The 17,042-nt window shown below is 46.0% G+C and carries 17 protein-coding genes; 3 read left to right on the top strand and 14 right to left on the bottom strand.

The genetic code is table 11. The annotated features are described in order from the left end of the window. Nucleotides 1-339 precede the first annotated feature (339 nt). The gene (locus LCL96_RS15765) at nucleotides 340-1,539 is read left to right on the top strand and encodes a YhgE/Pip domain-containing protein (RefSeq protein ID WP_224943489.1); all 1,200 of its coding nucleotides are present in this window, start codon (nucleotides 340-342) and stop codon (nucleotides 1,537-1,539) included. A 14-nt stretch (nucleotides 1,540-1,553) separates the two neighbouring features. On the opposite strand, the gene LCL96_RS15760 is transcribed toward LCL96_RS15765, so the two are convergent. The 4 genes from LCL96_RS15760 to LCL96_RS15750 all read right to left on the bottom strand — a co-directional run bounded on the left by LCL96_RS15760 (nucleotide 1,554) and on the right by LCL96_RS15750 (nucleotide 2,841). Then, nucleotides 1,554-1,718, bottom strand: coding sequence for a hypothetical protein (locus LCL96_RS15760; protein WP_224942552.1), 165 nt, complete (start codon nucleotides 1,716-1,718; stop codon nucleotides 1,554-1,556). A gap of 263 nt (nucleotides 1,719-1,981) precedes the next feature. After that, nucleotides 1,982-2,104 carry a hypothetical protein gene (locus LCL96_RS23475; RefSeq protein WP_263628194.1) on the bottom strand — a complete coding sequence of 41 codons (123 nt, stop codon included), beginning with the start codon at nucleotides 2,102-2,104 and terminating at the stop codon, nucleotides 1,982-1,984. Nucleotides 2,105-2,133: 29 nt separating this feature from the next. Continuing rightward, the gene (locus tag LCL96_RS15755; RefSeq protein ID WP_224942547.1) at nucleotides 2,134-2,346 is read right to left on the bottom strand and encodes a hypothetical protein; all 213 of its coding nucleotides are present in this window, start codon (nucleotides 2,344-2,346) and stop codon (nucleotides 2,134-2,136) included. 102 nt (nucleotides 2,347-2,448) lie between these two features. After that, nucleotides 2,449-2,841 (bottom strand): VOC family protein, encoded by a 393-nt coding sequence (locus LCL96_RS15750; protein WP_224942545.1) that lies wholly within the window; start codon nucleotides 2,839-2,841, stop codon nucleotides 2,449-2,451. A 149-nt stretch (nucleotides 2,842-2,990) separates the two neighbouring features. Here LCL96_RS15750 and LCL96_RS15745 point away from each other — a divergent pair, with 149 nt between their 5' ends. Then, nucleotides 2,991-4,136: an acyltransferase family protein gene (locus LCL96_RS15745; RefSeq protein ID WP_224942539.1), complete on the top strand. Its 1,146-nt coding sequence runs from the start codon at nucleotides 2,991-2,993 to the stop codon at nucleotides 4,134-4,136. Between the two features lie 91 nt (nucleotides 4,137-4,227). On the opposite strand, the gene LCL96_RS15740 is transcribed toward LCL96_RS15745, so the two are convergent. The 10 genes from LCL96_RS15740 to LCL96_RS15695 form a co-directional block, all read right to left on the bottom strand. Beyond that, on the bottom strand, nucleotides 4,228-5,568 hold the full coding sequence (locus LCL96_RS15740; RefSeq protein WP_224943486.1) for a sensor histidine kinase: 1,341 nt from the start codon (nucleotides 5,566-5,568) through the stop codon (nucleotides 4,228-4,230). A 334-nt stretch (nucleotides 5,569-5,902) separates the two neighbouring features. Then, complete coding sequence (locus tag LCL96_RS15735) at nucleotides 5,903-6,778, bottom strand: sigma-70 family RNA polymerase sigma factor (RefSeq protein ID WP_224942537.1); 876 nt, start codon at nucleotides 6,776-6,778, stop codon at nucleotides 5,903-5,905. 14 nt (nucleotides 6,779-6,792) lie between these two features. Next, nucleotides 6,793-7,905, bottom strand: coding sequence for an NAD(P)/FAD-dependent oxidoreductase (locus LCL96_RS15730; protein WP_224942535.1), 1,113 nt, complete (start codon nucleotides 7,903-7,905; stop codon nucleotides 6,793-6,795). Nucleotides 7,906-8,053: 148 nt separating this feature from the next. Beyond that, complete coding sequence (locus LCL96_RS15725; RefSeq protein WP_224942533.1) at nucleotides 8,054-9,457, bottom strand: sensor histidine kinase; 1,404 nt, start codon at nucleotides 9,455-9,457, stop codon at nucleotides 8,054-8,056. Next, nucleotides 9,447-10,148, bottom strand: a complete 702-nt coding sequence (locus LCL96_RS15720; RefSeq protein WP_224942532.1) for a response regulator transcription factor — start codon at nucleotides 10,146-10,148, stop codon at nucleotides 9,447-9,449. Before LCL96_RS15720 ends, LCL96_RS15725 begins: the two co-directional genes overlap by 11 nt. A gap of 173 nt (nucleotides 10,149-10,321) precedes the next feature. Continuing rightward, nucleotides 10,322-11,191, bottom strand: coding sequence for a hypothetical protein (locus tag LCL96_RS15715; RefSeq protein WP_224942531.1), 870 nt, complete (start codon nucleotides 11,189-11,191; stop codon nucleotides 10,322-10,324). 85 nt (nucleotides 11,192-11,276) lie between these two features. Next, nucleotides 11,277-12,164 carry a peptidylprolyl isomerase gene (locus LCL96_RS15710; protein WP_224942530.1) on the bottom strand — a complete coding sequence of 296 codons (888 nt, stop codon included), beginning with the start codon at nucleotides 12,162-12,164 and terminating at the stop codon, nucleotides 11,277-11,279. Between the two features lie 179 nt (nucleotides 12,165-12,343). After that, complete coding sequence (locus LCL96_RS15705; RefSeq protein WP_224942529.1) at nucleotides 12,344-13,606, bottom strand: S1C family serine protease; 1,263 nt, start codon at nucleotides 13,604-13,606, stop codon at nucleotides 12,344-12,346. 177 nt (nucleotides 13,607-13,783) lie between these two features. Next, the gene (locus LCL96_RS15700) at nucleotides 13,784-14,656 is read right to left on the bottom strand and encodes an LCP family protein (RefSeq protein ID WP_224942528.1); all 873 of its coding nucleotides are present in this window, start codon (nucleotides 14,654-14,656) and stop codon (nucleotides 13,784-13,786) included. Between the two features lie 20 nt (nucleotides 14,657-14,676). Beyond that, nucleotides 14,677-15,624, bottom strand: coding sequence for a polysaccharide deacetylase family protein (locus tag LCL96_RS15695; RefSeq protein WP_224942527.1), 948 nt, complete (start codon nucleotides 15,622-15,624; stop codon nucleotides 14,677-14,679). Nucleotides 15,625-15,798: 174 nt separating this feature from the next. Here LCL96_RS15695 and LCL96_RS15690 point away from each other — a divergent pair, with 174 nt between their 5' ends. Next, nucleotides 15,799-17,040, top strand: coding sequence for an FG-GAP repeat domain-containing protein (locus tag LCL96_RS15690; protein WP_224942525.1), 1,242 nt, complete (start codon nucleotides 15,799-15,801; stop codon nucleotides 17,038-17,040). Nucleotides 17,041-17,042: the final 2 nt, after the last annotated feature.

Genomic DNA, 17,042 nt, shown 5'->3' with positions numbered 1-17,042 from the left:
AATTGAAAATTCTGTCAATTGATCATATCTGTGTCAGAATGGCTTATATAGCAGGGTTCCAGCTTTTATTTTCGAATTCAGAATCATCTTCTCATCTATCTGAAAAGGGATTCATACAGTATTCAAATCAGGTCATAAATGGAAAACCAATGAACCAGTGACCCCTTCAATGAAATGTTTACAAAATGACGAGATTCATCAATCATTTCGCTTCCTTATTGGGAAATTTCGATAAGTAAGTGATTACTCACTTTTTTTATTGACTTTCTTTCAAAACGGAGTAATATTAGTTGTGAGTGATTACTCACTTTTACCAAAAAGGAGGTTCTTACATTGAACATTTTAAAAAACAAACTGGTACTCGCATCCCCTCTCATAGCGCTGGCCATCATCTTTATTTTTTCTCTGACGCTGTTCCCCTCGGTTCAGCCGCAGCCGAAGAATCTACCGATTGCGATTGTGAATGAAGATGAAGGTGTGCAAGTACCGGATCAACCGAAGATGAATATGGGGGAAACCCTTGTTGAAAAGATTCAAACGATGTCCAATACATCAACGGATGAAGACCCTGCCGTTAAGTGGGTGAACGTGAAAAGTACTGAAGCCGTGCAAAAAGGATTAGACAATCAAGAATACTATGCTGCCCTTGTCATTCCGAAGGATTTCAGCGCGAAGCAGGCTTCCCTGCGCACACCGGATCCGACTTCTGCTGAAGTGAAGATCTTCATCAATCAAGGGATGAACACGATGGCCTCGACTGCTGCAGGTCAGATCTTGAATGGCGTCGTGGACAATATGAACAACGTGGTCCGCGAACAGATCCTGGATGGATTCGAGAAGCAAGGTGCAACTCTGACTCCGACACAAGTTTCAAGTATGATCACCCCTATTACTAAGTCGGTGACGAACGTCAATGAAATCGGAACGAACAGTGCAAACGGGAATGCACCTGTTTCCTTATTCCAGCCACTTTGGATGGCAAGCATGGCAAGTGCCGCGATCATCTATCTCGCTGTCAGCAAATTACCGGTCGCCGGCCGTAAAGAAAAGCTTACCGCTAAATTCGTCCAAATCCTGATCGGAGCGGTTGTGGCCCTGATCGTCGGATTCGGCCTCACATGGCTAGCGGACGGATTGATTGGATTCCATATCCCGGATGTGAGTGATACCGCCTTATTCCTCAGTCTGACATCGTTCAGTTTCTATCTTATGATTTCTGCGATCCTATCACTGATCGGGATTAAGGGCATGCCGCTCTTTGTACTCATGCTATTCTTCGGGGCTCCGCTTCTCGCCATGGCTCCTGAAATGATGTCTTCGTTTTACCGGGACTGGTTCTATTCCTGGCTGCCAATGAAATTCATGGTGCAAGGATTACGTGAACTCTTCTACTTCGGAGAGGACTTATCATGGAGCTCTTCAGTATCGACGCTTGTTTGGATCGGGGTTGGGGGAATGCTGGTCATTCTTGCGACTGCGCTCAAGCCTCAAACCTCCGGCAAAACAACATCAGTAATAGAAAATGGTCAGGGCGTATAGCCTCTGACCATTTTTTATGAACCACTGGAGTATTTATTGATATCGCTAATCTTATACGCTTCACCGATTTTCGTAGCGTGCTCAGTTAAATCTGGAGGCGTCATGCCTGATTTTCTTTCTAAATAAATGGCGATGCCTGAGACGAGGATGACGGGCACTAATATGAATAGGAAAACCATGTGTGACCTCTCCTTTCTTCTATCTCCCGGTTCGTTCTTTCTCTAGAAACTCGACTCTCTGTTTTAAAGAATCGATTTCTCTTCTCCATGATAGTTGCTTATTTCTTTTTGACGTTTTTAATAAAGAAGTTAGACCCCAGTATGCGATGAATAAACTTAGTCCTAAAATAAAGAGAACGATTACGATTCCAAATACGGTTTCTAAAATAATGGCCATCCTTTCTTTTTAACGAATCTACTTAAGTGTAGACGAATGGAGATGATTAGTGTTTTTCATTCCGTTTCAATTCATTTTCCAAATCCTCGCTGTACTTCGACCAAAACCCGATAGCGACCAAGGAGATGATGGTAAGTACAGGGACAGCGAGCGCAATCATTATTTTCAATGCTACCTCCCCCTATCAAGCTTCAGAATCTAAAACGCCACATAACACTTCCGACAATGCTGACCATTCATCTGCCTTTTATTCTTCGCACCGCAATGGGGACAAGTGACCGTCACCGACTGCTGGTCCATCCCCTTCCGATTGTGCATGTATTGAAACAGAGCTTTATTGGCTAAAAAGATTGTCCCGACGATGGCACATCCGATTGCCATTAGGATGATGATCAGGAATATTCCATCCATTACAATCCATTCCTTTCATAGTGTTCCTTACTTATTCATACGTAAAAGATGGTAAAAAGTTTCAAAAAACAAACCGGCAGACGCCGCTGCCGGTTTCAAACGTTATGAAAAATCGTTCTGGTCTACATTCAGTTCAATCAGATTCCCATCCGGATCGGCACAGAAAATCTGGGCGAATCCGCTTTTCGAATAGGGTTTCTCTAAGGTTTCCACACCTTTCTCTTTTAGCCACTGAAGCGTATTATGGTAATCTTCCACTCTAAGGGCAAAATGACCCTCACGACTGGATAAATGTTTGTCGTGTCGGATCGTCTGAGAGGTCGGGTCCACGATCAGGTGAAGCTGCTGCCCTTCTATTTCGTACCATGCTCCGGGGAAACCGAAATCCGGCCTTTCGATTTCCTTCAGGCAAAGGGTCTTTCCGTAGAATTCTTTCGCTTTCTCAAGATCGGTCACGTTCAGGCTTACGTGGTGGAGACTTTTGTATGTAATCAATTGGGGTCACCTCTTTCTTTTGTATTGTTTTATTGTACAGAAGAAAAAGCTATTGAGCTAACAATCTCGTTGAACCTTAAAGGAAATAATGCCCATACCGCCGAATAACATAGAGTACTTTAGAATCATTTAATCAGAGGAGAGAGCTCATGAACCACCATCACAATAAAAGAAGAGACGACCTGGATTGGATCAAGGTAATCGCCACAGTCTGTGTGTTCCTGTATCATTGCTCTATGTTTTTCAATCCATTTGACTGGCATGTCAAAAACAATGACATCGACTCGCCCGTCATCCTGGCTTTTTCCCTTTTGATAGGAAGCTGGATCATGCCGGTCTTCTTTGTCATCTCAGGGATCAGCTCACATTATTCGCTACAAAAGAGGAGCCTGGATACCTATCTGAAAGAACGGTTCATCCGTCTCGGGATTCCCCTTTTATTCGGTGTGTTTATCCTGTCCCCACCTCAGGTTTACATTGAGAGGATATACAATCATCAATTCACAGGCTCATTTCTCGATTTCATCCCCCACGCGTTTGAGGGTCTATATTTGGAAATCGGCGGAAAGGGGAACTTTGCATTCTTCGGATTGCATCTATGGTATTTGCTTGCACTCATTGTTTTCTCTCTTTTGACTGCGCACGCCTTTGTCAAAACGGATTCATTAAAAAGAGTTACTGTTTTACACCTCCTGTCGCTACAGGTAGTCATCATTCTCGTGTCGACATTCATTGAGACGATTCATCTCGGTGGTTGGGATTTGCTTGTATATCTATTATTCTTTCTCGCAGGGTATTATGTGTTCAGCAGCCATTCACTCCTCCCCCTATTGCAAAAGACCTTTCGATATCATCTTTCGGTGGGGGTCGTCTCTGTCGTCATCTATACAATATGGTTCATGACAGGACTTCCATCAGAGAAGTCGCTAGGTGCATTTCTGTTTACCTGCTTCATGGTGATCGGCAGCTTCCATTTGATCCTGACGTTTTACACTTTGGCAAACCGCTATTTATCCTTTACCAATAAGGTGCTCAGGTATTGCAGTGAAGCTTCCCTGCCGTTTTACATCCTGCACCAGCCCGTCATCGTGACCATAGGATTCCTAATCAGTGGCCTCAGCTGGCCGATTCCGGTAAAAGTGGTCATCCTTGTAAGTGGATCGTTCGTCATCATTGCCTTCACTTACCACGCTCTCATCCGCCGGGTCTCCTTCCTGAGGATCCTATTCGGAATCCGGGGGAAGAAAAGGTCCGTCCCTCAAACTCCTCCTGTTCATCCGGATATGCTTACTTAGATAGGGACGGACCTCCAAAAGCACAACCTAAAGCCCCAAACCAAGGGGTTTCCCCCTTGGTTGGGGCTGCAAAAGAAGGTCCGTCCCTCACTTAATGCAGTGAAGGGCGGACCTCTGTTGCTTGTTTGGCTGTTTGTTCTTTTTGTTCTTTTTGGTAGGTGGGGAAGGACATGATGACGGAGGTGCCTTTGCCGGGTTTGCTTAGGACTTTGATGGTGCCTTTCATGCCTTCGACGAGCTGGAAGACGGTCATCATGCCGAGGCCTGTTCCGTTCTTGCCTTTCATGGAGAAGTACGGTTCCCCGAGGCGCATGAGCTGCTCTTTCGTCATGCCGATTCCTGTGTCGTTGATGACGATGATCACTTTTCGTTCTTCAAGATAGCTGAAGATTCGTAGAGTCCCGCCTGATTCCATCGCCTCTAAGCCATTTTTCATGACATTGATGAGAACCTGCTGCAGCTTATTAGGGTCTCCCATGATGGAATGGTGATGCAGGATGTTCGCTTTCAAAATGATGCCCTTTTTGACGGCAAGGGGCATGATGATCTCCTTCGACCGATTAATCTCATCCCGAATCGCGATTTCCTCCTCAAGCTCTGGATGCGGTCTGGCGAAATTCAAGTATTGGTTGATGACTTCAGTCGCCCGGTCGATTTCACTGACGGCGACCTCAGAAAGTACTTTATTATTGGTAATATTGGATGGATCTTCATTGATCAGCTGCAGGAAACCCTTCACCGTAGTCAGCGGATTCCGCACTTCATGACTCATGCTGGCCGCAAGGTGACTGACCACTTGCATTTTCTCATATTTGATCGATTTCAATTGAAGGATGTGAATGGTCCGGATGATTTCACATAAGTAATACACAAAGAACGTGGACCCTGTCAGAACGGCTGAATAGATCGCGAATGAACTCGGCTTACCGAAATCAAAGATCATTGCAGGTATCCATAAGGAAAGAATGGAATAAACGAACGACACTGCCGTATACGAATACACCCTCACCCTCAATGCTTTTGTCATCAACTTCGGGCGCAAATATAGAATGACCATGGTGAATACAATCGCAATGATCGCCGTAATCGCCAATCCCTCGCCTAACATCGGAACACGGATGGCAATCATTGTGGCGGCAAGCCAAGGTAAGACCCGTGTACCTCCATAAATTCCTCCTAAGAGAAAAGGGATGAACCGCAAATCATACAGGAATCCATCCTCCAACTGAACGGACAGCCCTAGACTAAGAATCATAAGAAACGAACTGATCAAGTAAAGCGAAAGAGGTTTCATATGAACTTTATGTACTTTATTCCTGGATAGAAAATGAAAATTCAACAGCAAAATAACAATCAAAATGACAAGGAGATTAATCAGTAAACCGGTCAGTAACTCATAATGATTCATCGGCTTGGCATCCCCACTTTCCATTTTCAAAATTTAAACATCATTCCACACTCCTTATTATAACCGAATTTGCAAAATTGTGAATCATCATTAAAAAGTCCCATCTTTCAATTTTAAAAATGTCGATTATTGTGGATAAAGCAGGAAAAACCACCCTGAAATACCTACATGATAAAGTTCTTGTAGCAAAGTTACCACCTCAAAGTGTAAGGAGGGGAGATTGTCAACACGTATAACTTGGGAAATTTCCGAACCAGGGGGACAGGCACCCCGGCTCCAAATACAAAAGTCTGTGCCAAGGTACCTGTCCCCATAGCTTCCCTGGCTTCCCACAAAAAAAAGAACAACCCCCACACGCTCAAAGGGCTGTTCCCGTGATTTTTAGTTTCATAGGGTTAGTCTGGTTATAGATATCTACGATCTTTCCGTTTTCGCTTCTGAAACACACGATGGCCAGTGGCTCTTCGTTGCGTTTTAGTAACACCCCATAACCGGTATTGATTTTTACGCTTACCATTTTGAGGTCCTTGTAACTACTATGTTGAACTTGTTTAGAAAGATAGGAGAATAATTGGGCAAAAGCTTTATAAGGAAGTGGTTTGCGTGCGATGGGTAGTTCCCCTCCGCCTTCAGCATAGTACGTGACGTCTTCTGACAGTAACTTTAAGAAGAGAGACGTCTCACCTGTTTCCAATGCTTTGATAAAAGCTTCGCTCAGGTCATTTTCCACTTCTGTTTCTTCTTCCCGCATTGATCCTTCCTGTACTTTCTGCCTCGCCCTGCTATAGATCTTCCTTACAGCCGGATTGGATTTATGAAGGATTTCCGCAATCTGTTCATAGGGATATTCGAATGCCGAACGTAAGATGTATACCGCCCTTTCCACTGGTGAAAGGCGTTCCAAGAGGAACATGAACGAATAGGACAACGTACGTTTCGTGATCAACACGTCCAAAGGATCATCGTTTACAGAAAGAGGTTCCGGCAGCCATGTCCCTACACATACTTCCCGTTTTCTGGTGCCTGACTTTAAGACATCAAGGCATCGATTGGTCACGCTTTTGCAAAGAAAAGCCTGGATGTTTTCCACCCTGTTAAAAGTGTCCAGACCTAGATTTCGGGTAAATACATCGTGAACCGCATCACGCGCATCGTTGATGTCACCGAGCATGTGATAGGCAATATGGGTTAGCAGATGCTTGTTCTCTTCATAGATGGCTTCTATCTCACTCATGTTAATCTCCTTATCTATTTTTTTACCAAACTGGCTGAATCCCACGTGGATTTTCGAATAAAGAGAGCCAGCCTGTTTCGGAGCACCATGCTGTACTTCCCTTTTTTCATCCACACTAACGCTTTGTTTTGCCCGAGGCTTACACAGTAAAATTCAACCGGAATACTCTTGTGGGTGAGTCTCTTCCCACTTCCAGTCATATCCTTCACCATGATCCTGCTTAATTTACCCGATTGATAAACAGCTTCTTTGCACGTCATTTGGTCTATTCTGCCTGTCTTCACATCTGTAACGAGTGCACAGTCCCCAATCGAGTAAACATTTTTCATTCCCTTCACATGGTAAGACTCATCCACCATGATCCTGCCCTTTTCTCGGCTCGCAGATAATACATTGGATTTCAAACCGGTCGTCCAGATACACACATCAACCGTTTCTGTTGTTCCATCTGAATAATAGAGCGTTTTTGCCTGATCATCATACTGATTAACCTTGACTCCATGGATCACATTCACACCCACCTTTGTGAGTTCTTCTTCCATGTGCGCCGATACCTTCTTAGGAGCTGAGCTCAACAATCGACGATCTGCGTTCACCAACGTAACCTTAGCATCCTTAAGCCAGCCTCCGATTTCCGCAGCTGTTTCAATCCCAGAAATACCGGCCCCCACAATGGCTATGTGAATCGATTTTCCGGACTTGATCCCCTCTTCAATTCTGAGCCTGATCAAATCGGCAGCCTTACTCGTTTCAAGGGCAATCCCGCCTTGATCCTCCTGATGGCGAGATGAACTCCCCATCGCTAATACAAGTTGATCATATGAGATATTTTCCCTTTTCATTCCATCGCGTGTTACGACAATCGCCTGTTCCCTCTCTTTGATTTCTTCTACTTCTCCCTGCACAAACGAAATACCTTCTCCTATATAAGAAGTAAGGGGTATATGCAGATTGAAATCCTTATCTGAAATGCGTCTGAATAAAAGGACCTTCCTTAAATGGTATGGCTGCTTATCAATGAGCGTCATCCGTATGTCCTGACCCAGTCTATTCCCAAACCGCTTCTTTAAATGCTCCAGCGTATTAATACCCGCATATCCTCCGCCTACAATCACAATATGTTTCATCTTACATCCCTCCGTATCTACTAATAGAACGATTCAGGGATACAAAATGTGACCAAACGGAAAAAAAAGATAAAAAAAACCAGGGGGACAGGTCCCCTGGCCCGATTTCTCCTCAACAAGTTGGGCCAAGGGACCTGTCCCCCTGGCCTCACATCGGCAGCCGAATCACAAACTTCGTGCCTTCTCCCTTCTGACTAAACACGTCAATCGTTCCTTCATGCATGAGCACCAATTGCTTCACGATGGAGAGGCCGATGCCGAATTCACCGTACGGGTTGTTTGTCCGTGACAGGTCGGCTTTATAGAATCTGCGCCAGATCGACTTGATTTCATCCGGGTCCATGCCGATTCCGGTGTCTTCGATTTCAATTACTGTTTCGTTTCCATCAGAGGAACCGCTGAGAGTGATCATTCCTCCGGTGGTGAACTGGATGCTGTTCTTCGTGATGTTGATCAGGATTTGGATAAGACGGTCGTAGTCGGCGTGGATCATCGCATCCGGATCTGCGAGGATTCTGATTTCATTTCCTTTTTCTTCAGCCTGGAAATCAAGTTGTTCCTTGATGACTTCGAAGACATCGAGGAGCGGCAGGGTCACTTTCGAGAGGACCACCTGATTGGAACGGATTTTTTCATAATCCAGGTTTTCGTTCACGAGACGGATGAGACGCTTCGTTTCCTCGCTGACGAGACCGAAGCTTTTCTCTTTCTGTTCTTCGGGGATCATGTCGTTCCGAATGCCCTCGATGACACCGCGGATCGTAGTCAGCGGTGTTCTCAGTTCGTGGGACACATCCGCCATGAACTGTCGTCTCCTGCTTTCAAGATTGTCGATTTCCTCTTTGGATGCCTGCAGCTTTGTCACCATTTCATTAAAGTCTTCTGCGAGGTCACCGATTTCATCGAAGTTGGAGCTTGGGACGTGAACATCATAATCCCCAGATGATACCCGTGACGTCGCCTCTCTGATCCGCTGAATCCGTTTTACGTGAAGTTTCGATAAGAAAAGACTGAGAAGAACGGAAATCGCCAAAGCCAGCAGAACGATATACAGCAGATAGTGATTGATCTCACTCAGCATCTCCCGCGTCCCACTAATCGGGGAAATCAGGATCAGTCCGCCTGTCAGCTGATCATTGACGATCCGGGGCATGATCACAAGCGATACAGCCTGGTTAAAGCGCCCGAAATCTTTTTTCAACGGGACGGTTTCCCCGCTTTCGATCTTCTCCCATTCTTCCTTGGAGAGCTGAATCCGCGGATATACTCCTCCTCTTGAGAAGGATACTTCCCCCTGACGATTGAAGGTGATCACATCGATATTCCGGGCGTGCAGAAGGTTACTGTACTCTTCCAGGTACAGGGGCCTTCTCGGGCTTGGCCGTTCAAGGTCTGATAAAATCTTCTCTCCATACGTCCTCAGTTCCGTCACCTTATTTTCATACACAAGGTTTTCAACATATTGCGAAAACAGGAGACCGAGGATCATGAAGGCGATGATCAGGACGCTCGTATGACTGAGAAGCAGCTGATACAGATATCTAAACTTCATCTCCGGCCGCCGTCTCATCGAATTTATAGCCTACGCCCCACACCGTATGAAGATACGGCTGGTCCTTGCTGCCGATCTTATTCCGAAGCCGCTTGATATGGACATCCACCGTCCGTTCGTCCCCGTAGAAATCATATCCCCATACCCTCTCGAGAAGCTGCTCCCTTGAGAACACTTGACGCGGATGCTGGGAAAGAAAATAGAGCAGTTCAAACTCTTTCGGCGTCAAATTAGTAAGTGGTGCGCCTTTCAGGAAGACTTCACGGGTTTCCTTGCTGATGCGGAAATCAGAAGAACCTTGTTCTGGAGTTCCCGAATTCGTTTTCTCCCCTTGATAACGGCGGGTGACGGCCCGGATCCTTGCCATCAGGGCAAGGGGCGAGAAAGGCTTGGTTACATAATCGTCAGCACCAAGCTCAAGTCCAAGCACCTGATCGGACTCACTGTCCTTCGCCGTCAGCATGATCACAGGAACTTGTGAGCCCTCTTCCCTGATCTTTCTGCAAATCGTTACGCCGTCCATCCCCGGGAGCATCCAGTCCAGGATGACAAGATCCCAATCCCCTTCCTGATAACGACGGTACCCTTCTGCCCCGTCGTGGACAAACTCACCCTTTATATCTTCTTTCGTAAAAAACATCTCCAGCATGCTGGTGACACTTTGATTATCTTCCACTACCAATACATTCATGAACATCGCTCCCTTCCGTGGCAAACCATGGGGACAGGTACCTTGGCTCCTGCGCCATGGTACCTGTCCCCATGGCTCCCTCTCACTTTAAAGTATAGACGTTTTTCCCCTTACGTTCTATGTATTTACACACAATGGAAAAACCCCCGCTCACCCGGCGGGGATTCCCTGACTTATAACGTTGTGTTTGCAGATTCTTCTGAAGTCTGGTCACTTTGTTCCGCTTCGTCTTCATGTGGTCCTTTTCCGTGTCCCGGACCATGATGGCCTTTACCACCCTTGTGGAAAAAGAAGCCCTCTTCCTTATCCTTATTAAATGGGAAGAAGTCTAGACTCTTCGCTTCATCAGCATGTTCGGTCATAATTTCTTCCATCAGTTCTCTAGACGTCTTGCCATCGGTTTCGACGCCCAGTTCTTTCGCTGCTTTCAGGATGGACGCATCCATCACTTCATGGCGCAAATCGTGTTCATCTTTGCCTTCCGTTTCAATTCCAAGATCCTTTGCCTGTTTCATAAGAGCTGCTTCCCTCACCTCATCCGCAAGGGCTTCAAGATCCTTGCCGTCGGTTTCAACCCCAAGCTCTTTCGCCTTTTGCTTCAGTACGGTTTCCCTTACTTCTTGAGCCAGCTCTTCCTGGTCTTTTCCGTCAGTGGAAATCCCCAGTTCCTTCGCCTTATTGTTCAGTTCCGCCTGACGGATCTCATCCATCACGGTACGATGATCTTTTCCTTCGGTGTCGATCCCTAATTCTTTTGCTTTTTTCTCAAGTTCAGCATCCATGATCGCTTTGGCCAGTTCCCGTCTATCCATATCAGCGCTGTCGATCCCAAGCTCTTCCGCTTTCGTCTTTAACTGCTCTTCATTCAGATGAAACTTTCCTGGTCCACCGCCATGTCTTCCAAACTCATGGTTGCCTACAACCGCCGAGTCATTCGTCTTCCCTGCAGTATCCTCATCAGCGGCGAATGCTGGAAGGGACCCCAGAATTCCGACCGCCAAAGCACCAGTTAAAACATACGTTAGTTTTCTTTTCTTATTCATGTATTTTTCCTCCTTTATTATGTTGCAGCTGCATGTACAGTATTTCCAACAATTATGACCAAATCATGAACAAACCATGACCGGTTTATGAATCTTTCAATAGATTCTCGATTTTATAATCCTCTTTCTTTTCCTGAAGCCATGTTCCATACTCTGTCTGTAGAGCCTGATCAAATAGGGTGTCTTTGATTTCGTCTTTATGATCGGCAAGAACGGCCTCTTTCGCTTCCTTCTTATCCGTCACTTTGATGATATGGTAGCCGAATTCCGTCTTGACCGGCTCACTGATTTCCCCTTTTTTCATGGAAAATGCCTTATCATCGAACTCCGTCACCATTTCACCTTTGCCAAAATAACCTAGCTCCCCGCCTGACTCGGCATTCGATGTATCCGTGGAGTACTCTTTCGCTAGTTCCGCGAAATCCCCACCGTCATCGAGCTTCGCCTTCACTTCCTTGGCGGTCTCTTCATCATCCACTAGAATATGACTGGCCTCAACCTGTTCCGCCTGAGCAAACGAGTCTTTATTCGCTTCGAAGTATTCCTTAATCTGATCATCCGTAATCGAGACTCTGTCTTTCAGTAGCTTCTCTGTCAGCAGGTACGTCTTGATATTCTCTTTGACGCTATCCAGATCCGCTCCGCTTGATGTAAGAGCCTCATTGAATGCCTCTTCGCTGTCATATTGACCTTTGATGTTCTCCAGTTCCTTATCAATTTCACTATCCTTCACCGTGAGGTCTTTCTTCTCACTCTCAAGCTTCACAATCTTCTCGGCAATCAACGTATCCAAAGCGCCTTCCCCGTATTGATCCACCAGCGTCGCATACAAGTCCTCTTTACTGATCGACTCGCTTCCGACCTTCGCCACCACCTCCTCCTTGGAAAAGCCGAACACCGCCAGCAGTGATCCGATGAGGACAACTCCTCCAATAATGCTCCAAATTGTGATCGATCGTTTCTTTTTCGTCACTTACCCGTACTCCTTTGTGATCATTTCGTCGTTTTATTGTTGATTTTTGGTGTTTTGGTATGATTGGTTTTTTGGTTCGGTGCCTGGTACATTTCATTTGATTTGTACCAGGTACATTCCATTCACTCTGTACCTGGTACATTCCAACCGATCTGTACCAGGCACAAATCATCCCATTTTTAATTCATCATTTCATTACTAGTAAGCGTCAATCCCACACTCATCTCTTTTCCATCCCGGAAAATCTTCAGGGTGATCTTATCCCCAACCTTCAAGTCTCCATACAGCTGTCTTCTCAAATCGGCGACACTTCCAACAGATTCTCCGTTCAGCTCTGTAATGACATCGCCCTCTTTGATTCCGGCGTCGGCTGCTGCGGATGTTGGGTCGATATTCGCGACAATCACACCGGCTTCTACTGACTGTGGCAGGTTCGGCAGATAGTGACGCGGCACATCTGAAAGGTTTGTCATACCGATTCCGATATACGGACGTTCCACCTTACCTGTTTTGATGATTTCGCTGACGATCGGCATGAAATCCTTGCTTGGAATCGCAAACCCAAGTCCTTCAACACCGGAGTTCGAGATCTTCGCACTGTTGATCCCGATCAGTTCACCCTTGGAATTCAAGAGCGCGCCTCCGCTGTTACCAGGGTTGATGGCAGCGTCGGTTTGGATGACGTTAAGTTCCGATTCACCTTCAGAAGTTTGTACAGGAATCGTGCGATCGACGGCACTGACAATGCCTTGCGTCACCGTCCGTGAAAGATCCAGTCCGAGGGGGTTCCCGATCGCGATGACCTGTTCACCGGCTCGCAATGCACTGGAATCACCGACTTCCAACAGGTTGTCGGCATATTTCCCATCGATCTTCACGACGGCAAGATCCGTCAGTGGGTCGGCTCCAATCAGCTCACCATCCGTCTTTTCTCCATCATAGAGAGACACTTCAATTTTAGAGGCCCCTTCGATCACATGGTTATTTGTGATGATATACGCGTTATCCCCGTCTTTTTTAAAGAGAACACCTGAGCCTGTCCCGGCCGCAGCCTCCTGCGAACCTCCCATGCTGTTCTGCTGTTGATAATTGACGATTCCGACGATGGATTCAGAGGCATCCTCTACGATATTGGCGATATCACCGCTGTTTCCAGTGGATACCGTTGTCGGCGTGATTCCTGAATCCGCTGCCGTATCCGCCTGTCCGTTGTCTGCAGATTGTTCAACACCAGACTGAGTCAGATTGTCGAAATAATTCGTTTGAGGGAGTACCGTCAGTGTCAGGACAGATCCGATGATCCCGGCACCAACCGTATTCAGGAAGCCACGTCCTTTAAACGTCTTCTTCGGCTTCGGGCTTCTCTGCATGTCTTCTTTCTTCACAGGTTCTTCTGATTCTATATGCGTCATTTCTTCGTTTTGATTGTGATGGTCTAGCATGTCGCTACCTCCTATTGTGGATTTGCTCGGTTGTTCTTTGCTGTTAAATCCATCTTAGAAGGTAAATATTACGAAACTATTAACAATGTGTGTACATGCTGGGAAGATTGTGGGAAAGAAAAAAGAACCTTGTACGTTTGGCCTCACGTACAAGGTTCTGGTTACTTCTTATCTATATTACTCTGAGAATACCTGCTCCGGATTGTCAGCAATGAAATACCATAACCCATCATCCTCGAGCTTCCCTTCACCCGGAAGTTCCGACGATTCCATCTGTTTCATCGCGTGTGAATAGTCTGTGTATAATTCCTTCAGGTCTTTCTCCTGGATATTCCATTGAAGGTATGGAGAGACGGTATCGAGCAGTTCAAGGATTTTTCCGTAATCGTTCTGTTCCAGAAGCTTATCGACGGATGCCTTGATGACTTTCCGCTGCCGTTCGTTCCGGCCTTCGTCACCCATCGGATCCTGCTTTCTCATTCGGACATAGGCGAGTGCTTCATCCGGGGACAGCGTCAATTCTCCTTCTGGGAAGTGGTATCCATCAAAGGTGAAGTCCAAATCATTCTCAAAGGTCAGTTCACCGACTTCTTTGATGACTTCTTCAAATCCGTTCATATTTACTTTTGCGTAGTAGTCGATGTTGATGTCCAATAGTTGTTGAACCGTCTGGACGGTGAGGGTGGTCCCTCCATATGTGTACGTATGATTCAGTTTGGTGCTTTCGTCTCGTCCCGGGATGGATACTTTGGTATCCCTCGGGAGGCTGACTACCTTGGTTTTGTCGGATACGGGATCGATTTCGACTACCATCATGACGTCCGGCCTTCCTTTATCATGTGGTCGTTCATCGACTCCCATCAATAGGATATGGATTTTATCTTCGGGTGCCGTTTCACTTTTTTCTTCTTTCGCTTTGGGAACGTCAATCGGTTCATATGTTTCATCGAAGAATGCCCCCACCTTTGCAAAAACAAATAACAGAAGTCCTCCCGATATGACGGTCAATCCAATCAGGATTGTGATGCCTATTTTCCATTTCTTATTCATGTGTTACAACTCCTCTTTCGTTAAAATGTCACGGGATCCATTTGCTGTGTGATTGCCTTCATGTCGTATCCCTTTTCTGTCAAGTCGATGAGAAGCTCCTCCAAATACTCAAGGGTCACATCTTTTTCATGAAGCAGGATGATTTTCGGTGAATCTCCATAAGGGAACGCGTTGATTTGCTCCATCACATTCGGAACAAATTCTTTGCTTAACAGCCTCCAATCTTCGCTGTCGATGTTCCAGTCCCACATGTGAAATCCTGCTTGATCAACGGCTGCCCGGTAAGCAGGCGTCATATTCGGCACCGATCCGTAAGGGACCCTGATCAGGTTGCTGTGGATGCCGGTGATCGATTCCAAGGTCGCTTGCCCTTTTTTCATTTCGCCGACTACCGATTGACTAGATTGATAGAATTTCGCCGCATCATGGGTCACACCGTGCATGCCGACTGAATGGCCTTCTTCAGCCATCTCTTTCACCGAATCTTGGAATCTCCTCATATTCGGCTCAAGCATAAAGAATGTCGCTTTCGCATCGTATTGTTCCAGGACGTTTAGGATGGCTTCTGTGTTTTCATTTGGACCGTCATCAAATGTAAGATAAACCGTCGGCTGTTCGTCTTGTGGAGTTTGTTCTTCCTGTGCTTGATCACCCTCCGTTGTTTCCTCCACTTCAGGCTGATCGACGGTGGATTGTGACTGCCCATCAACCGGAACTGACTCTTCTGCCTTCCCTTCTTGTTCAGGGGTATCCTTGCTCCCCTCTTCCACCTTCTTTTTCACATCATCATTCTGATCCTTGGCAGGTTTCTGATCTGCTGATTCTTTTGCCATTACTTTTTCCATATTCTCATTTGTTTTGGCTTCGCCTATATCCATCACCCAAATGGTCGATACTAGGATGAGAAGGGCCGATAGTAACCCGAATGTCATTCGTACACTTTTCTTTAATCTTCTTTTTCTTCGCATGTGATTCACCTTTCCTCCGGCTGTTTTGTTCTATATTCATCGTAAGAGAAAACCGGAGGGAAAGGGTTACTAGGCGGTTACAATCACTCTGCAAAATTTGTTACTTTCTTGTTACTTTTGTCGAATAAATTTACACTATACTATTGAAAGCAATTGGTAGGATGTGAAAAACAGATGAAAAAAATGATCTTTCTCTTGACCGGGATCCTGCTTATCACAAGCGGCTGTTCCTTATTTCAATCCAACTCCTCCTTGATGAAGCCTCCGGAGCTTCCTGTCGAACAGCAGGAATTGAAGCAGGCCATTCAGGCATTCGTTCCAGCACAGGCGGAGTGGCTCTCTCCAAACGAAGATAAAACGGCAGACACGATCATGAAAACCGATCTGGATGGGGACGGGCAAGAAGAGTTGATTGTCTTCTACCGCCTTCCCGACGAAACCTCTCAAATGGAGGGGATCATCCTTGAAAATAAAGAAGGCAAATGGACGAAGATGTCCGGCGTTAAAGATATTGGAAGGGAATTGATGAAGGTCGAAGCAGCTGATTTGAACGGGGACGGCACGAAGGAACTGCTGATTGGCTTTTCCTATGCGGCAGAAGCGTCTGACTCGGCCCTCGTCATCTATAATATAGAAGGCAAAAAGCCAGCCAAGCTGTTCGAGTCCCAATATAGTGCATTCTTTTCGGATGACTATGATGAAGACGGGCGTGAGGAGCTCCTGCTTTCATCGTTGATCCCGAATCAGGAGCATACCGTCTCCCTTTATACCTTTTCAAAAGAGAAACCGGAGAAGGTGGATGAACTGAAGCTCGATCCTTATGTCTATCCATACTATAACTCGGCATCCGGCTACGTCACTCCGTCCGTTAAAGGGGCGATATTCGATTCCACTGTCGGGGCCCATTCCTCGACTTCGTTCATCGTCGGTGTAAAAAACAAGAAGCTAGTGGAACTCGTTCCAAAGGAAATGAAAGATAAATTATTCCGTGCCACTTCCGCAAACAGTGAAGACAAAAACGGGGACGGCATTCTGGAATTTCCGATCCTGATCGAGGCGAATCCCGACAAACCGTATGTGGATATGCCTTTCATACACGAATACTATCAATTGTCTGATGGCGGCAAGCCGGAATTCGTCTCCCGTTCCTATCAGAACTATCCGTATCAGTATGAACTGACGATCCCGGAAGAATGGCCGGAAATCAAAATTGAAGCATCCGATGGAAGGAGATATGTCAAATTCCTCTCGAAGGAAGACGGCTCCCTCCTATTTGATCTATATGTCGTGGACAAAGATAAGAAAGATTCCCTTGAAGGCTGGAATGTCCTGATGGAAAGCAACCAATTCGTTTACGTGACGAAATCGTCCGCATCAGAATTCAAGGAATATGTACATGTATTATCTTCTGAATAACA

The sequence above is a fragment of the Rossellomorea aquimaris genome, from assembly GCF_020172085.1.
Lineage (GTDB): Bacteria > Bacillota > Bacilli > Bacillales > Bacillaceae_B > Rossellomorea > Rossellomorea aquimaris_E.
Note: the sequence above shows the minus strand (reverse complement) of the source record. Positions and strands in the feature narration are given on the sequence as shown.